Genomic DNA, 16,886 nt, shown 5'->3' on the forward strand with positions numbered 1-16,886 from the left:
GCAAAGTCATTATGAATCTCTCGAAGTAGATGAGTTCTGGAATTTTGTTGGAAATAAAAAGAATAAACAATGGCTTATTTTTGTTCAAAAGTCATATTTTACCTCGGAGAAACCGGACATTTTTATTGGTGAGAATATAGACACTTTAAATGGGTTCTAACACTCTCGTTTCGTATAACAGCCATTATGTTAAATGGAAGGAAGCAAAATAAGTTAACATTTTGCTTCCGGCCACATTAAGCTAGAGTTTTATTTAAATAAAGCTATTTAGTAATCATTAAATTAATTAAAATCTAAATCTAACACCAGCTCCATATAACCAACCTTTCTCAGAGTTTGATTCTATTTGCCACGACGTTTCATCATTACCTTTTGAATACTCATAGGCAATGTCGATATAAGGCATGATCTTTTTACTGATTTCATAGCGAGTTTCAAACCCTGCGGTTGCACTGCTTAAACCAGTTTTTTTCGCATATTTAGAGTCATCACTAAAGATAGCATCCAACTCTAAATAAGGTTGAATAATCAACTTTTGCGTAATCAGAAAATCACGTTCCGTTTCTAGGCTAAAGCCCGCATAATTGTCTTCTCCCGCATAGAGATAAGCATCAGTTTCAAAGAAATATGGCGCCATACCATGTAAGCCAATCACCGCATCAACATTTTCTTCGGTGTCTTTGCGATGATCATTGAGTTCAACTTTTTCACTACGATAACGTGCACCAATCTGTGCATCCCAAAAGTCTGAAATCATACGGCTATATAAAAGTTTGGCATCATAATGTGCATCATGCGATTCTTCTTTATCGGCATGAATTTTAATAAAAAGCTTATTTTCATCTGTGCCAATACGGGTTTCAAACTCTGACTTTAAATCACCTGTGCCATCTTCATTGACAAGCCACTTATTGTCCACTGTCGTAATCGCATAAATTTGCGCACCGTGTTCTGAGCGATGATCATAATGCGAACTCTGCTGAGCATTCGCATCTGGTACATGATGTAAATGATTAACCGTAGATGTTGCCTGATGTTGTGCCTGATTCATTTGGCTATGGTTCATTTGAGAGCGATCCATTTGCATCGGCTGATTTTGACTAGAAGATGTAGCAACTGTCATTTTTTCAGGCGCACTATGATCTTCACCATTATGTGCCAAACTCACTGCACTGACCATCAACAAAGAGCTTGCTAAAACAGTTTTAGAAAAAAGATTAATGGTGCGCATGTTGATCTCCTTTCTGTACTTTTTGATCTTGCTGTTTCTCTGTTGATTTGTGATGCATTGGCTGATGACCTGCATGTTGATGGTTCATCGGTGCTGAATGTGCAGCATGATTCATTTTCCCCATCATCTGCATGTGTTGTGCATGCTCTTGTGGAGAATGCTGTGAATGATCCATCTCAGACATCGCTTGATGATTCATTGATGGTACATTTTTTCCATCAGTCTGAGCAGTTGAATGATGCCCTTCGTGCGCCAAACTTAAGCTTGTTAAACTCAATACCGCAACAGAAAAAAACGCTTTAAATACAAAATTAGTGATGTGCATGTCCAGCTCCTTTTTGCTCAGTTACTTGGTGAGTTTGAGTCGAATTTGTACCTTGAATTGGCGTTGTAGACACTTGTTCATCGCTAACATTTGCCACGATCAACTTGTTCATCATTCCTGCACTCATGTGATACAACAAATGACAATGGATTGCCCATTCGCCCAACTCATCCGCAGTTAATAAAGCAGTGACTGTTTTACCCGGTGGTACAATCAATGTGTGTTTATTCGGCATATCTACCGACTCTTGACCATTCTCCAACTGCATAAACATGCCATGTAAATGCATGGGGTGCGCCATCATACTGTCATTAATAAATTTGATACGGATACGCTCGCCATACTTCACTTTTAATGGCTCAGCATCGCTGAATTTTTTACCGTTAATCGTCCAAATATAACGCTCCATAGTACCGCCCAAACGCACTACTAATTCACTGCTAGCTTCACGAGTATCTTTTTGCGGTTCTAAAGATTTTAAATCACTATATTGCAAGGCTTTATTGCCCGCAGGTGTAGATGCATTTGCCCAACCATAAACCACTTGATCATTTTCTTGTGGTTTTGCTGTGCCATGCTGTGAATGATCCATTTTCGAGTGATCCATGCCTTGCATATCGCCATGGTTCATTTTTGAATGATCCATTTTCGAGTGATCCATGCCTTGCATATCGCCATGGTTCATTTTTGAATGATCCATTTTCGAGTGATCCATGCCTTGCATATTGCCGTGGTTCATTTTCGAATGATCCATTCCTGCATGATCACCACCACCATGTCCCATATCTTCCATGGTCAAAAGTGAGCGTGGACGTGGTGCAGGCATATGAATGCCATGTGTCATAGGATTTAGTTCATTGTGCAGTGTACCAATCGCATAGCCTGAACGGTCAATTGACTCAGCTTCAATTTGATAATGTCCGCCTTTTGGCTCCACAATCACATCATAAGTTTCAGCTGTGCCAATACGAAACTCATCCACAGCAACAGGTTTTACAGGCTGACCATCAGCACTGACCACAGTCATTTTCAAGTTAGGAATACGGACATCGTAGAAAGACATCGCAGATGCATTCACAAAACGTAGGCGAATTTTTTCATTCGGTTTAAACATTCCTGTCCAATTTTGTTCAGGTGTTTTGCCATTAATGAGGAAGGTATAACCTGTAACATCCGACATGTCGGTTTTTAGCATACGCATCTGATTCCACATTTTGCGGTCAGACCATGTCGCTTTTATGCCATCACGTTTAACCTGCTTCCAAACATCACCCAAGGTTTCACGCTGATCTTGATAATATTCAGCTGAAATTTTAAGATCTTTCTGAATTTGATCACTGGTTTTTTCATGAAAATCTGACAACATCACCACATAGTCACGTTCAGCTTTTTCATGTGCTGCCAATGGTGTTTTACCTTTTGGATAAATCACAAAAGAACCATATAAGCCGTCCTGTTCCTGTCCTTTAGAATGAGCGTGATACCAATAAGTCCCGCTTTGGCGAATCTTGAATTTATAAACATACTCGCTTTGAGGCTTAATACCGTTAAAACCATTAAATCCCGGTACACCATCCATAATGCCCGGCAACAACAGTCCGTGCCAATGAATAGAAGAATCTTGGTTTTTTAAATTATTTTTCACGCGAATGATGGCTTCATCACCCTCTTCAAACTCAAGCAAAGGCGCAGGAAATTGACCATTTACGGTAATGCGCTTTACAGGCTTTCCAGTTGGGCTGACCACTGCTTCATCAATAACAAGCTGATATTCACGCACTTCGGCAAAAACCAAAGGCGACGATGCAAAACAAATACCTGCTAATAGGTACGAACTAATTTTATGAGACATAACTTAACCTTAATTTTTGAAAAATAAATAAATTTTAAAAAAAATGGTTAAGTTTTAGGAGGACGTGAAATTTCTTGCCAATACCCATTTAGATATTGGTTGGGGTAATAAAAATTAGGCTGATCTATAGAATAGAAGGTATCTAGGGGATCTAGCGAGCTTTGCAAAGAATGAAGACATGAGATCTGTGTCTGGCAGGATAAGCTAGAACATTCCTGACACTTTTTGTGATCTATATTCTGATTAAGAGCTAAATGATTATGGCAATCGGTATTCGTCTGTACTTCGTGATTAATACCATGTTGAGTGACTTGCTGTGCTTGATCTAAACAATGATCTTGGCTCATTTCAGTTTGCATATTGATATGCATTATCTTTACTGATGCAACAGACACACTACTCCATCCTATGGCAAAAACCATAAGAAAACAAAACCAAAGTTTTTTGGAGAGATGAGTCAACACGAATGCTATCTAGGAATAGAATTTAATCCAAAATATCTTAACGGAATTTCAAATATTTACAACCCAATATAATTTAGTAGTTTCTCTAAAATTAACATAATACACGTTATGCGAAATTAGAAAAATGAGTTTATTGCACTGATATTTATCTGTTTTTTAAATTTTAGACCTGGGTTGGTGCCCAGGTTTTTTTATTGCGTATAACAGCCATGATGTTAAATAGTTCTCTTTTTAGATAAATATTCATGTTTTCAATACATGCTAATTAGAGATTTTGAACTCAAGCAATTCTATAAAATTTTAACTTATGTGTACCTCTACTTTTAACTTCGGTTATTTATGGGAGGATTACCGGTGGCCTAACTTAAATAAAAAGTCTCCGACAAACCCGGTACGGTTCACTATCTATTGTTATTCTTACCTGAAATTGATGTGAGCTTATAGAGACAAGGTAAATTTGCAAAAGTGCCGGCTATTCAGTGTTCATTGAATGTTTAATTTAATTTATTAAGCTTGACCTTGGAGTGGCTCTAAGCCTTATACTTGGTACAAATTTTTCGATTGTTATGATGATGCGTTCTACTACATGGATTACAGTCTTGGTTGGATTGTTCATGTTCCAAAGCTTTTGGAATGTGGCGGCGGCCTTTTGTGTCCATGAACAACAGCCTCAATCACAGCAGAGTTATCATTTTGGTCATCACCAAAATACCTTGTGTGCCAGCGATAGTCGTCAACACGATCATAATGGACAGTCAGAAAACATAAAAACATTCAGTAGCGATTTAGAAATCGGTGAAGATCATCAAGATCATCTACCATCGATGACGCATTTGATTGTACAAAATGAAAAAGTAGATGTGTTTCATCCAAGCTCTGAAGTTAAAGTGAATCCACAATTTCATTGGAAAAACAGCTATCAGGCTCCTGACCTGTTTCAACAAAGCCCACCTCCCGAATTTTCCCCGCTCATGGTGGGGTAGCCTAAAACATTCCCACCACTTTTATTATTTAAATAAGTGGGAAAAATCATGTCTTCACAATCAATTATACTCTTGCGTCATAGCTTGGTTGCTTGTATATGTGCAGCGGCTATGCAATATAGCTATGCTGAAAACGTTACCAGCTTTGAATCCGCTTTAGCAAAAGTACAAAGTTACCAGACTCAAGACAAGCTGTGGCAACAAGTTCAGCAAATATCTGAATTGAATATTCAGCAAAGTCGGTTATGGCAGAATCCAAGTATAAGTTTAGAACAGTCTGGCTTTGGCTCAGGTCAAGAACAGGAATTCAATGTTGGCGTTAGTCAACCTCTAGATCTATTTGGTCAGCGTAAGCTGAACCGGGTGATTGCCAATACCTCGAATCAACAAATCCAATTGCAACAGCAATTATGGAAGGCACAAAGCCAACTGATTGTTAAATTTGCATGGTCGCAATTTGCACTTGCTGAGGTTGAGCAGTCTGCTTATTCAGTACAGTTAAAAACAAGTAAAGCCAATCTGGACAGTGCCCAGAAACGCTATCAGGCAGGCAGTATTGCCCTGGTTGATTTTGAGCGTACCCAAATTGAAGCGCTAGAAATCCAACGACTTTATCAGCAAGCGATGCTGAATAAACAAGCTGCCGGTCGTCAGCTGTCTAATTTGTGGGGGGGAGAAACATCTTCACATCTTCAATTGAATAAAACCGCTATCCCTTGGCCAGAGCAAAGTCTCCAAACTGTGCAACGGTATATTGCTGAAGGGTGGCTAGAAAAATTCTATGCCTTGAACATTCAGCAATCGGATCATCAAATTGAAAATTTAAGAATTCAGGCACGTCCCAATCCGACTTTAAATGTAGGCATGAAACGTAGCAAAACCCCTAATGAAAGCAACGATACGACTTTGGCAATCGGCGTGGCTATTCCACTGAATATTTTCAACCGCCAGCAATATGCGATCCCGATGGTCCAGCAACAGCAAATATTGCTGAACCAACAGCAGCAGCGTGAGCTGAAGCAACAAATACTCAATATTGCCAACAGCATGCATCAGCTCAAAGGTTTACGTAGCCAGTTCGATGCCACAACAGCACAAGTTACTTTGGCGACCAAAGTTCAGAGCCGTACTTTACAAGGGTTTCAGGCAGGGAAACTGTCCATTACCGACGTTCAACAAGCAACCACCCAACTGCAGAATCTTCGATTGGGTCAATTACAAATTCTACGTCAAGCTTGGCAAACTGCCCTCGCAGCTGAGGCACTCAGTATTGGCACAAGTTATGAAGAAATTAGCCGTTCGGATGCCTATACACAACTGAATAAAAAGGCAGTCGAAGCATCGCAAAATTTAATCAATGGGGGAGCACGATAAAATGAACGCCAAGCAAAACGGAAAAATATCCCAGTCTCTCATGATTGCAATTTTGATTCTGATTACGGTCTTGGTCAGTCTGGTTATTTGGTTAAGTTCAAAAAAAACTGAATCTGAGGGGCATGGTCATGATGAGGGAAATGCCGAACATTCTGATGAAGATAGTTCTGAAGAAGGACATGCTGAAGAAGGCGAAATACAACTGACCAGCCAACAAATGGTTGAACAAGGTTTAAAAGTTGCTGTTGCATCCACAGGATTGGTTGAAAAGCTGACAACCCTGCCAGGTAAATTGGTGGTGAATACCGATCAACAAGCGCATATATCGCCTAATTTTAGTGGTCATGTCGAGCAGGTCAATGTGGCTTTAGGACAGAGCGTGCAAAAAGGACAAACGCTGGCTGTACTAATCGTGCCTGAACTGATCGACCAACAGGCAAATCTGCGTATGGCACAGGTGAATCTGGATTTGGCCCGTAAAGATTACCAGCGCGAACAGCAACTCTGGTCACAGGGGATTTCTGCCAAACAGGATTACCAGCGTGCCGAAAATGCCTACCGTCAAGCGCAGATTACTGTCCAGTCCTCACAAGCACGTTTAAATGCATTAGGTGCAAGTGGCAATAACAATGGGCGTTTTCTGATTAAAGCACCGATCTCTGGGGTGATCAGTCAAAAAGATATTGTGGTCGGTGAAAATGTGCAACTGGCTAATCAGCTCTTTGTCATTGAACAGCTGAAAGATTTATGGCTTGAGTTTAATTTGCCGAATCAATTCTCAGGTCAACTGCAAGCCGGGCAAAAAATTGACTTTAAAGTGAATGATTCAGATCAAATCTATAAAGCTACTGTACAAAGCTTAACCTCTCAGGCAGATGTACAAACAGGGCGTCTGGTGGTGCGCGCAAAACTCGATGCGCAAGCTACTGAGTTGCGTTCTAATGTGTTAGTGAGAGTGTTGATTCCGGAAGCTACAGCAAAATCAGCCCTTCGGATTCAAAAGTCTGCGCTGCAAAGTATTGAAGGTGAAGACAGTATTTTCATCGTAGATTCAGAACAAAAAGGTCAAGTCCACTTAAAAGCACAGAAAGTGCAATTGGGGCAGGCTTCAAGTGATGGACAATGGCTTGAAGTGATTTCTGGGCTGACTGAAGGGCAGAAGTATATCGCTCAAGGCAGTTTCTTGTTGAAATCTGAATTAGAAAAAGACGAGGCAGGCCATGAACATTAATTCTGATCTGCCAAAACCAGAAGGTTTATTCGAACGAATCATTCAGTTTTCCATACAAAATGCGATTTGGGTGTTGCTCTTTGTCTGTACCTGGATTGCGGTCGGGGTGTATAGCTATCAGAAACTCCCGATTGATGCTGTACCCGATATTACCAATACCCAAGTCCAGATTAATACTCAAGCCAAGGGTTTTACTGCGCTTGAAGTCGAACAGCGGATTACCTATCCCATTGAAAATGCCATGGCTGGCATTCCGGATCTGGAGCTTACCCGTTCCATATCCCGTTATGGACTCTCTCAAGTCACCATTGTCTTTAAAGATGGGACTGATATTTATTGGGCCCGTCAGCAGATTAACCAACGGATACAGGAGGCGCAATCTGAGTTGCCTGCACAAATCGCACCGACGATGTCCCCCGTTTCTACGGGTCTCGGTGAGATTTATCAATGGGTACTGAAGGCAGATCCGAATGCGAAAAAGCCGGATGGAACTGCATACACGCCGATGGATTTGCGTGAGATTCAGGACTGGATTGTGCGTCCTCAACTGCAACGTGTTAAGGGAGTTGCAGAGGTCAACAGTATTGGTGGTTTTGAAAAAACCTATGTGGTCTCTCCCGATTTAAACCGGATGCAGCAACTGAATATCTCATTAGAACAACTGCAACAGGCTTTAGCGCAAAATAATGAGAACCGAGGTGCAGGTTATATTGAAGACAATGGTCAGCAACTGACGGTACGTGTACCGGGTACATTCAATGGGCTTTCTGATATTGAGAACACCATGCTGGGTAGCCCAAATGGCAGCCCAATTCGGGTTGGTGATATTGCGCAAGTCTCTATTGGGCATGATTTAAGAACCGGTGGGGCAACCTATAACGGCAAAGAAACCGTTTTAGGGATTGCCATGATGGCGATGGGTGGAAATAGCCGGACTGTTTCTAAAGCTGTGGATGCCAAGCTTCAAGATATTCAGAATAGTTTGCCTAAAGGGGTAGTGATTGAACCGGTGTACGACCGTACTACCTTGGTTGAGAAGGCGATTAAAACCGTTCAGAAAAACTTGGTAGAGGGAGCAATCCTGGTCATCATCATTCTGTTCCTGTTTTTAGGGAATATCCGTGCTGCCTTGATTACTGCCTGTGTCATTCCACTCTCTATGCTGTTTACCTTAACCGGGATGGCACAGAAAAATATCAGTGCCAATCTGATGAGTTTAGGTGCACTCGATTTCGGCATCATTGTCGATGGTGCTGTGGTGATTGTCGAAAACTGTATCCGGCGTTTAGCCCATACACAGCAACTGTTAAAACGACCTCTCACACAAAGTGAACGCTTTAAGGAAGTTTTTCTGGCTGCCCGCCAAGCACGTCGTCCTCTTATTTTTGGTCAGCTTATTATTTTGGTGGTGTATTTGCCGATTTTTGCTTTAAGTGGTGTAGAAGCAAAACTATTTCATCCGATGGCTTTAACCGTTGTTCTCGCACTGGTGGCAGCTATTATTTTATCGATCACCTTTGTGCCCGCTGCAGTTGCTTTATGGGTTAAAGGGGAGATCAAAGAAACGGAAAGCCGTTGGATGATCTGGCTCAAAACCCGATATCAACAGATATTGGATGGAGCCTATCATTACAAAGCGGTGGTTTTAACTTTTGCCATTTGTCTCCTGGTCATTACGGGTCTGCTCAGCACGAAGATTGGCAGTGAGTTTGCACCCCAGCTGAGTGAAGGTGATTTTGCGGTACAGCAATTACGTTCTCCAAGCACAGGCTTGGAAGAGTCTTTACGTATTCAGGAAAATACCGAAAAGCTTTTACTGAAAAACTTTCCCGAAATTAAAGCTATATTTGCCCGTACCGGGACTGCTGAAGTGGCGACAGATGTGATGCCACCGAATATTTCCGATGGTTATATCATGCTGAAACCACGTGAGGAATGGCCAGATTCAAAAGAAAGCCTAGATGCACTTCGAACCCGAATGGAAGCTTATCTTGCGACAATTCCCGGCAATAACAGTGAGTTTTCTCAGCCTATTGAGCTACGTTTTAATGAACTGATTTCAGGTATACGCAGTGATGTGGGGGTGAAGGTTTTTGGTGATGACATGCAGGTTTTGAATACTGAGGCTGCAAAAATCGCGAAAATCATTCAGCAAGTCGCAGGTAGCAGTGCGGTGAAAGTTGAACAAACTTCGGGTCTGCCTTTACTCAATGTAGAGATTGATAAAGCTTTAGCTGCCCAGTATGGCTTGAGTGTGAAATCTATTCAGGATGTGGTGGCTGCAAGTATTGGTGGACAAAGCGTGGGAGAGATTTTAGAAGGCGATCGTCGTTTTGATTTTGTTATCCGTCTTGGAGAGCAAGACCGTAGTGTCGCATCTGTTTCCCAGTTACCTATTCAGCTTCCAAATGGTGGCAGTATTTTATTGTCGGATGTCGCGCAAGTCTCGACCATTGAAGGAATCAACCAAGTCAGTCGAGAAAATGGTAAACGCCGAGTTGTGGTTACAACGAATGTTGAAGGGCGTGATTTAGGGTCTTTTGTTTCTGATGTACAGACACAGCTCAAAGCATACACTTTGCCAAGTGGTTATTGGATAGAATATGGCGGTCAGTTTGAAAATTTGGCTTCAGCCAAAGCACGGATGCAAATCGTGATTCCACTGGCTTTAATCACTATCTTTATTTTACTGATGGCGGTCTTTCACAATGTCAAAGAAAGTCTATTGGTCTTTACCGGGGTACCCTTTGCCTTGACCGGTGGTGTGCTGTTCCTTTGGCTAAGGGATATTCCATTATCGATGTCAGCTGGAATTGGCTTTATTGCCTTATCTGGTGTTGCAGTCCTCAATGGACTGGTAATGCTGACCTTTATTAAGGAATTAAGGGACAAATATCCAGTGCATAAAGCCGTGTGGCAAGGGGCTATTTTGCGCTTAAGACCAGTGTTGATGACAGCTTGTGTGGCTTCACTGGGTTTTGTACCAATGGCGCTGGCAACCGGAACAGGGGCTGAGGTTCAACGGCCACTGGCAACCGTAGTGATTGGCGGGATTATCTCTTCAACATTACTAACTTTGGTGCTGTTACCCGTGCTTTATCGTTGGATAAATGAAAAGAAAGTTTCTTAATCCAATAGATTAGTCGATTTACAGCAGAGATATTGGCTGTTATCCAATATCTCTGCTCATCATAAATAGAATAAGGAAAATATTTTATGTCAGAACATCATGATCATAGCCATGCGGTTGTTACTGAAGAAAATAGTAAGAAGTTAATGGTTGCCTTAGGTTTAACGACTACTTTTTTAATAGTAGAAGTTGTCGCTGCTTTTATTACCCAAAGTTTGGCTTTGTTATCTGATGCAGCTCATATGTTTACTGATGTAGCCGCTTTAGCTATTGCTCTTGCCGCTATCAAAATTGGTAAAAAAGCCGCAGATGATAAAAGAACTTTTGGCTATCAGCGATTTGAAATTTTAGCGGCTCTGTTTAATGCGGTGATGCTTTTTGTGGTAGCAATATATATTGTATATGAAGCTTATCAACGTTTTACGAATCCTGCTGAAATTCAAAGTGTTGGAATGATGATTGTCGCGGTCATTGGTTTGGTCATAAATTTGATTTCAATGAAAATCCTTTCTGCTAGTGCTGAAGGAAGTCTAAATATAAAAGGTGCATATTTAGAAGTTCTTAGTGATGCTCTAGGATCGATAGGCGTGATTATCGGAGGAATAGTTATTTATTTTACCCAGTGGATGTGGGTTGATACCGTAATCGCTGTGTTAATTGGCTTCTGGGTCTTACCTCGAACTTGGATTTTATTAAAACAAAGTATTCATATTCTGCTTGAAGGAGTTCCTGATGAGATTGATATTGAGTCGTTAAGAAATGATTTATTGAAGCTAGAGGGCGTTGAAGGGATTCATCAGTTGAAAGTCTGGGCTATATCCTCAAGAAATATTCATTTAACTGCTCATTTGGTTGCTCCGAATAGCAATACAGATCAACTCTATCAAAAGGCCTTAGAAGTTCTAAAACATAATCATAATATTACTGAAATTACGTTACAAATAGAAAATACGAAATGTAATACATTGAACCAACATAAACACTAATTTGGACTTTAGTCTTCATATAGATGTTTTGTGTAACTTTAAAGTATACCCTAAAGTTACACTGTGAAAGCTGTAAAATACATGTCTCATTTAAATGAAATTCATACATACGTTACATGTAACTTTTAAGATTAAGATTCATTAGTTACAATAAGCAGAAATAGTCATCTAGTAGATAACAATATGAAAGGTCATAAAGTTGGATATGTCAGAGTCAGCTCTATTGACCAAAATATTGGACGCCAACTTGAGGGAATTGAAGTAGACCGATTATTTGTCGATAAAGCTTCAGGAAAAAATACAGCCCGTCCTAAATTTCAGGAAATGCTCAGCTATGTCCGTGAAGGTGACATGATTGTTGTGCACTCTATGGATCGCTTCGCTAGGAGTCTTAAAGATTTAGTGACTGAGGTTGATCAGCTTGTAAAAAGGGGAGTGGCTATTCAGTTTGTGAAAGAGAATATTACATTTACGGCTCAGGCCACCCCGATGGATAATTTGATGTTGCAACTTGCAGATTATTGGATAAATCAGCCACTAATTCCTGTAAGCAGTTTACCAGTCACTCCTATTGCTAGTAGACCACTTTCAATTGAAACTAGGTATTTCACTCACTGGGTATATTAATGTTAATGGATTTGATGTTAATGAAATAAAGCCGAAACGCTGATAAAACTCCATCGCTTTTTTATCTTTAGCATGTATTACAACAAAATTAACACCAATAATTTGAGCAACTGTTGAAACTTGTTTAAGAGCATGGGCTAAAAGCACTTTCCCAATTCCTCGCCCCTGAACGGTTTGATCAACGGCAAAGCGACCTACAACTACACAAGGGAGCGGATAACGAGGTAATCGTTTAGTAAGCACAGTATCAACTACATCAAATCCTATGGATGTGCTGGATAAACAATAAAACCCTCTCACTTGTAGATCATCATCAATAGCAACATACGTTTTACTTGTTCCTGATTTCTGATGTTGGGATGCATACTGTTTTATGAATTTATTTAAATCATCTTGCCCGCAATTAAATGATTTTTTCTGATGATGGGCTTGTAAAACCTCAATTTTCATCTAATAAACTCATTAATTTTTTCATCTCATCATTTGCAGGGCGTGGGTTCTCAAGTATGTTCATTAACATATCTCGATCAGCATTATTTACTTTTAACTCATAATTAGATTTAAGTAATTCTTTTGCTCTTTCAAATGAGGATTGAAGCATAAAGGAACTTACACTGAGTCCCAATAAATTCGCAGCTTGTTCAATTACATTTTTTGCATCTACTGTTGAACGAATATTAATTCGTTCCGTTGCTAAGTTAGTCATATCCCACCCAACAAGTACATCAATTTGATGTACAAATTATAGCAGATTAAGATTGTGCTTCAAGATTCAAATTTGGATATTTTGTTTTGAATTATTTGAATAGAAAATCAATGGCCTACTACTATCCAAAATGAGTGGCAGGATTTGAATAAGAATAACTGGTAGGTTTACATAAGAATACTCAGCAACTTATGGGGGCTTTTGCCCAATTTGAACGAGAGATTATTTTAGAGCGCCAAAAAGAAGGGATTAAGATTGCAGCGGCTCAAGGTAAATATAAAGGTCGAGTCCATAAGTTAAATCAAGAGCAGGCTGAAGCTTTACGACACGCCTGGAAAGAAGGGAAATATCCATCGAAAGTCGATTTAGCTAAAGCTTTTGGTATTAGCAGACAGGCTGTCTATCGCTATTTGAAAAATGAAAATGTCATCGATAGACTTTATATTTGAAGCAACAGAAGACCTAAAGGGCTTTACTGGTATCCATTGATTGTTCAGCAACATTAAATAAAACCGTGGAACATTGATCAAAGAATAGGCGTGGAACGTGAACAATCATAAAAAAAGCCCATTCGAGGGTGAGTGGGCTATAAAACTGAAATCAACACATTGAATTATAACACAATTTAAAAAGTATTGCGTATAAGGTGTATTATGTTAATTTTAGTAGAACTAATAAATCTATATATTTGAAAATGTCATTTTACTCAATTAAATACTCTTCAGATATTTCACACTGTTCAACAAAAAAATGATCATGTGAAACTAAAATTACAGCGCCCTGATATTGGCTAATAGCCTGCGATAGAAGCTCTCTAGACTCAATATCTAAATGATTTTCTGGTTCATCAAGCAATAATAAATCAATACCATCAGGATAGTGACTCATTGCTAATAATGCGACTTTCAATTTTTCACCACCACTCAGTTCTGATAGTTTTAATAAAGCTTTTTCACGACGAATACGTAACTGACCTAACAAATTTCTCCACTCAACTTCAGTAAGATTGGAGTTATAAAGTGCAAGGTTTTCGATTACGGATAAATCATTATTTAATAAACTAAAGTTTTGATCTAAATACAAACATGTTCCACTAAAGAAAATATCATCACGTTGATGGGTAGAAATCAATTTCAATAAGGTTGATTTACCAATTCCATTAGCACCTTTAAGATGGATTTTTTCGCCAGCTTTCAATGCAAAATTAATTTTATTTGTTGCTGTATGGGGTAGCTTTAAATCATGAATTCTTAAAATCTCTCCTTGCTTCGTACTCTGTAAGTGGAATTCAAACTTCTGAGCTTTGATTTTTTCTACAATGGTCTGCCTATTAATCAGACTATTTTTCAAATCATCAGTTTGTCGAGTTTGTTGGGCACGTAGCTTACCTAAGCTTTGTCCAGCATTTTCCTTTTTGAAATCTAGAAAAATCTTTGCTTGAGAATTAGAATCACGAAGTTCATTGCCTTTAGATTGACGTTTATTCGCTTTCATTAAGCTATCATGTTGCCGTTGTTTTAACTGCTTTAATTCTTTTTTCTCATTATTAATAGACTGAGTTAATGCATCCATGTGTAGCTGATGCTGTTGAATGTAATGCTCATAATTACCTTTGTAGTGTTGTAAGCCTAATTCAGTTAAAGCATAAATATGTTGGACTTGATTGAGTAATTGGCGATCATGACTAATCAGGCATACACCACTAGGGTGTGCCAAAATACTCTCAATTAACCATTGTCTAGATGTTGAGTCTAAATGGTTGCTTGGTTCATCTAAAAGTAGATAGTGATCCTTTTTTAAAAACAAACGACATAAAGCCAGCTTTGTTTTTTGTCCTTCACTCAGTTTTTCTGTTGGAAAGTTCAAATCCGTAGGTAAGTCAGCATTTTCAAGTATATTTTGCCATTTTTGTGGTAAATCCCAGGTATTTTCAACTAACTCATAATCATCAAAACTAGCTGTATTGTTCTCTATACGCCGAAAAGCATGATGTAAATGATCTACCTCTAATGCTTGTGCAATATTTTCAGCATTAAGGCGTTCTAATTGTGCCAAATAATCATGTTGGATATTCCATGAAACTTGACCACTATAATGAATATCTAAAGCTTGGCTTTGATCTAATATTCTGAACAATAGGGATTTACCTAAACCATTACGTCCAATTAATGCAGAAACCTGTCCTGATAAAAGCGTAATGTTTAGCTGATCAAACATTTTCTGTGTAGAAAATTCTAAATTTAAGTTTGAAGCAATACATGCATGTTGCATAAAAAATTCCTCATGTAGAGGATATGCAAAATAGTGAAGATTAACTTATAAAAAACAATATATTATTTAGGATATAAAGTAGAGACCAAGAATATATAGCCACAAGTAGAATCTATTTTGCACATCAAAAGTTTAAAAATAATGATGAGAAAATGACTTACTTCATTGGCGTTACTCTTGGGAGGATGATTTGAATAAGGTTATTTTATAATGATAAGACAATCTGTCAAGCTTGTACTAAAGCTTCTAAAAGTTATTTAACATAATGGCTGTTATGCGAAGTCGACTTGTAATGCAATTTGCATTACAATATTCCTAGTACATTAAATACTTGGGAAATATGATGGCTACTGTTAACTTCAGGATCGATGAAGCCCTTAAAGAAAAATCTTATTCAATCCTTAAAGAGCAAGGTATTGCACCTACTGATTTCTTCACTAGTATTCTTGAGTATGTTGCTACGACTGGGAAACTGCCTGTCAAAAAAGCTTTGCTTTCGGAAGAAGATGAAGAATTATTAGCTCTTGTCCGTAAGCGCATTAATGATCCTAAAGAGATGTTTGAGGAAGTCACATTAGATGACTTATAAGCTTTTACGTCACAAGGACTTTACAGCAGAATGGGAAAACTCCCTGTTGCTATACGAGATCAATTTAAAAAGAAACTAGCCAAAGTCATAGAGCAGCCACATATTCCAAAGAATATGCTTAGAGGCGATCTTGCAGGTTGCTATAAAATCAAATTATTAAAAGCTGGTGTCCGACTTGTCTATCAAGTTAAAGATGATCAGGTAGTTATCCTGCTCATTACCGTCGGAAAACGAGCTGATAGCATAGTTTATGACGAAGCGAAAAAGCGAATTAAAGACTAAAAATGGGAGCTTAAAGCTCCCATTTTTGGCTTCGTATAAGGTGTATTATGTTAATTTTAGGAAAGGCTCTAGACTAGCAGAATGATTATGTTAGTCTAGAGCATATAATTAACATTATTGAAGTATTTTACATGGCAATTTTTCGACATTCTTCTGCACACTGACGGCAAGCCTCAGCACATTTTTTACAATGATCATGTGAATGTTTTTCACACTCTTCCGCACAATATTCACAGATCTTAGCACAAAGCTCACAAATCTCTTTGAGGAAAGGTGAGTTATGTTGTTGCATACGCACACATAACTGACAAATATCTGCACATTCTAGACAACGTTGAATACATTCACGCATCATCTCTAAATCTTTTTCTTTTAAACAAGAAGTTGCACATTCAGTACAAATAAGTGAACAGTTTGTACATGCAGAAATACACTTTGAAAATTCCGTATTAATCATTTTTTACTCTCAACTTATATAATCAAAGAAATAATTAAAACATAATTTTTTTCTACTAATTATTTTAAATTATTAGTAAATGTAATACATAATGTTAATTTATATGAATAATGTTAATTTTAACTAAATCTTATTTATATTCCAAATTATTAAAAAACAGTTTTTAATTAGGATAGATGATCAAGTATCAAAAGCAGCTATTCTTAAAATAACTGCAATAATTTTATCACTTTAAAAATAGATTTTCCCTCTATTTAACATAATGGTGGTTATACGCAATACACTTGTATATTAATATAAAAATCAATATCTTAAAAATTTACACCAAACCCTAAAATCCATAAAAAGCCGATTTTGAAACAAGTCGGCTTTTTTATG

General features: G+C 38.5%; 13 protein-coding genes and 4 pseudogenes. 10 read left to right on the top strand and 7 right to left on the bottom strand.

Annotated features, from left to right (window positions below):
- Positions 1–82: pseudogene (locus FTU58_RS13120) on the top strand (IS1 family transposase); the annotation flags it as partial.
- Between the two features lie 204 nt (positions 83–286).
- Here the strand turns inward: FTU58_RS13120 and FTU58_RS13125 are convergent.
- The 3 genes from FTU58_RS13125 to FTU58_RS13135 are packed head-to-tail and all read right to left on the bottom strand — an operon-like array spanning position 287 to position 3,408.
- Positions 287–1,231, bottom strand: coding sequence for a copper resistance protein B (locus FTU58_RS13125; protein ID WP_154320112.1), 945 nt, complete (start codon positions 1,229–1,231; stop codon positions 287–289).
- On the bottom strand, positions 1,218–1,556 hold the full coding sequence (locus FTU58_RS13130) for a hypothetical protein (RefSeq protein ID WP_004897649.1): 339 nt from the start codon (positions 1,554–1,556) through the stop codon (positions 1,218–1,220). Before FTU58_RS13130 ends, FTU58_RS13125 begins: the two co-directional genes overlap by 14 nt.
- A complete protein-coding gene (locus tag FTU58_RS13135; protein WP_104988058.1) occupies positions 1,543–3,408 on the bottom strand; it encodes a copper resistance system multicopper oxidase in 1,866 nt (621 codons plus the stop codon). The genes FTU58_RS13130 and FTU58_RS13135 overlap by 14 nt, the downstream gene beginning before the upstream one ends.
- A 1,033-nt stretch (positions 3,409–4,441) precedes the next feature.
- On the opposite strand from FTU58_RS13135, the gene FTU58_RS13140 reads away from it, so the two are divergent.
- The 6 genes and pseudogenes from FTU58_RS13140 to FTU58_RS13165 form a co-directional block, all read left to right on the top strand.
- Positions 4,442–4,855, top strand: coding sequence for a cation efflux protein, CzcI-like (locus tag FTU58_RS13140; protein ID WP_225530251.1), 414 nt, complete (start codon positions 4,442–4,444; stop codon positions 4,853–4,855).
- Positions 4,856–4,903: 48 nt separating this feature from the next.
- The gene (locus tag FTU58_RS13145) at positions 4,904–6,229 is read left to right on the top strand and encodes a TolC family protein (protein WP_035269736.1); all 1,326 of its coding nucleotides are present in this window, start codon (positions 4,904–4,906) and stop codon (positions 6,227–6,229) included.
- A gap of 1 nt (position 6,230) precedes the next feature.
- Complete coding sequence (locus FTU58_RS13150; RefSeq protein ID WP_016658777.1) at positions 6,231–7,460, top strand: efflux RND transporter periplasmic adaptor subunit; 1,230 nt, start codon at positions 6,231–6,233, stop codon at positions 7,458–7,460.
- A complete protein-coding gene (locus FTU58_RS13155; RefSeq protein ID WP_005028604.1) occupies positions 7,450–10,590 on the top strand; it encodes an efflux RND transporter permease subunit in 3,141 nt (1,046 codons plus the stop codon). Before FTU58_RS13150 ends, FTU58_RS13155 begins: the two co-directional genes overlap by 11 nt.
- 86 nt (positions 10,591–10,676) lie before the next feature.
- Complete coding sequence (locus FTU58_RS13160; protein WP_005028603.1) at positions 10,677–11,576, top strand: cation diffusion facilitator family transporter; 900 nt, start codon at positions 10,677–10,679, stop codon at positions 11,574–11,576.
- Positions 11,577–11,759: 183 nt separating this feature from the next.
- Positions 11,760–12,089 (top strand): annotated as a pseudogene (locus FTU58_RS13165) (recombinase family protein); the annotation flags it as partial.
- Positions 12,090–12,164: 75 nt separating this feature from the next.
- On the opposite strand, the gene FTU58_RS13170 reads toward FTU58_RS13165, so the two are convergent.
- Together FTU58_RS13170 and FTU58_RS13175 are read right to left on the bottom strand one after the other, a co-directional pair.
- On the bottom strand, positions 12,165–12,653 hold the full coding sequence (locus tag FTU58_RS13170) for a GNAT family N-acetyltransferase (RefSeq protein ID WP_004733307.1): 489 nt from the start codon (positions 12,651–12,653) through the stop codon (positions 12,165–12,167).
- Positions 12,643–12,909, bottom strand: a complete 267-nt coding sequence (locus FTU58_RS13175) for a DUF1778 domain-containing protein (RefSeq protein WP_004733309.1) — start codon at positions 12,907–12,909, stop codon at positions 12,643–12,645. Before FTU58_RS13175 ends, FTU58_RS13170 begins: the two co-directional genes overlap by 11 nt.
- A gap of 185 nt (positions 12,910–13,094) precedes the next feature.
- Between FTU58_RS13175 and FTU58_RS13180 the strand changes: the two are divergent.
- Positions 13,095–13,358: pseudogene (locus FTU58_RS13180) on the top strand (helix-turn-helix domain-containing protein); the annotation flags it as partial.
- Positions 13,359–13,611: 253 nt separating this feature from the next.
- On the opposite strand, the gene FTU58_RS13185 reads toward FTU58_RS13180, so the two are convergent.
- Complete coding sequence (locus tag FTU58_RS13185; RefSeq protein ID WP_159124549.1) at positions 13,612–15,180, bottom strand: ATP-binding cassette domain-containing protein; 1,569 nt, start codon at positions 15,178–15,180, stop codon at positions 13,612–13,614.
- A gap of 343 nt (positions 15,181–15,523) precedes the next feature.
- Here FTU58_RS13185 and FTU58_RS13190 point away from each other — a divergent pair, with 343 nt between their 5' ends.
- Together FTU58_RS13190 and FTU58_RS13195 are read left to right on the top strand one after the other, a co-directional pair.
- Positions 15,524–15,769, top strand: a complete 246-nt coding sequence (locus FTU58_RS13190; protein WP_000246755.1) for a type II toxin-antitoxin system RelB/DinJ family antitoxin — start codon at positions 15,524–15,526, stop codon at positions 15,767–15,769.
- A pseudogene (locus tag FTU58_RS13195) lies at positions 15,759–16,051 on the top strand (type II toxin-antitoxin system RelE/ParE family toxin). Before FTU58_RS13190 ends, FTU58_RS13195 begins: the two are co-directional and overlap by 11 nt.
- Positions 16,052–16,178: 127 nt before the next feature.
- Here the strand turns inward: FTU58_RS13195 and FTU58_RS13200 are convergent.
- Positions 16,179–16,508 carry a four-helix bundle copper-binding protein gene (locus tag FTU58_RS13200; protein WP_016658833.1) on the bottom strand — a complete coding sequence of 110 codons (330 nt, stop codon included), beginning with the start codon at positions 16,506–16,508 and terminating at the stop codon, positions 16,179–16,181.
- Positions 16,509–16,886 lie beyond the last annotated feature (378 nt).

The organism is Acinetobacter sp. YH12120, assembly GCF_013418795.1.
GTDB classification, from domain to species: domain Bacteria; phylum Pseudomonadota; class Gammaproteobacteria; order Pseudomonadales; family Moraxellaceae; genus Acinetobacter; species Acinetobacter towneri.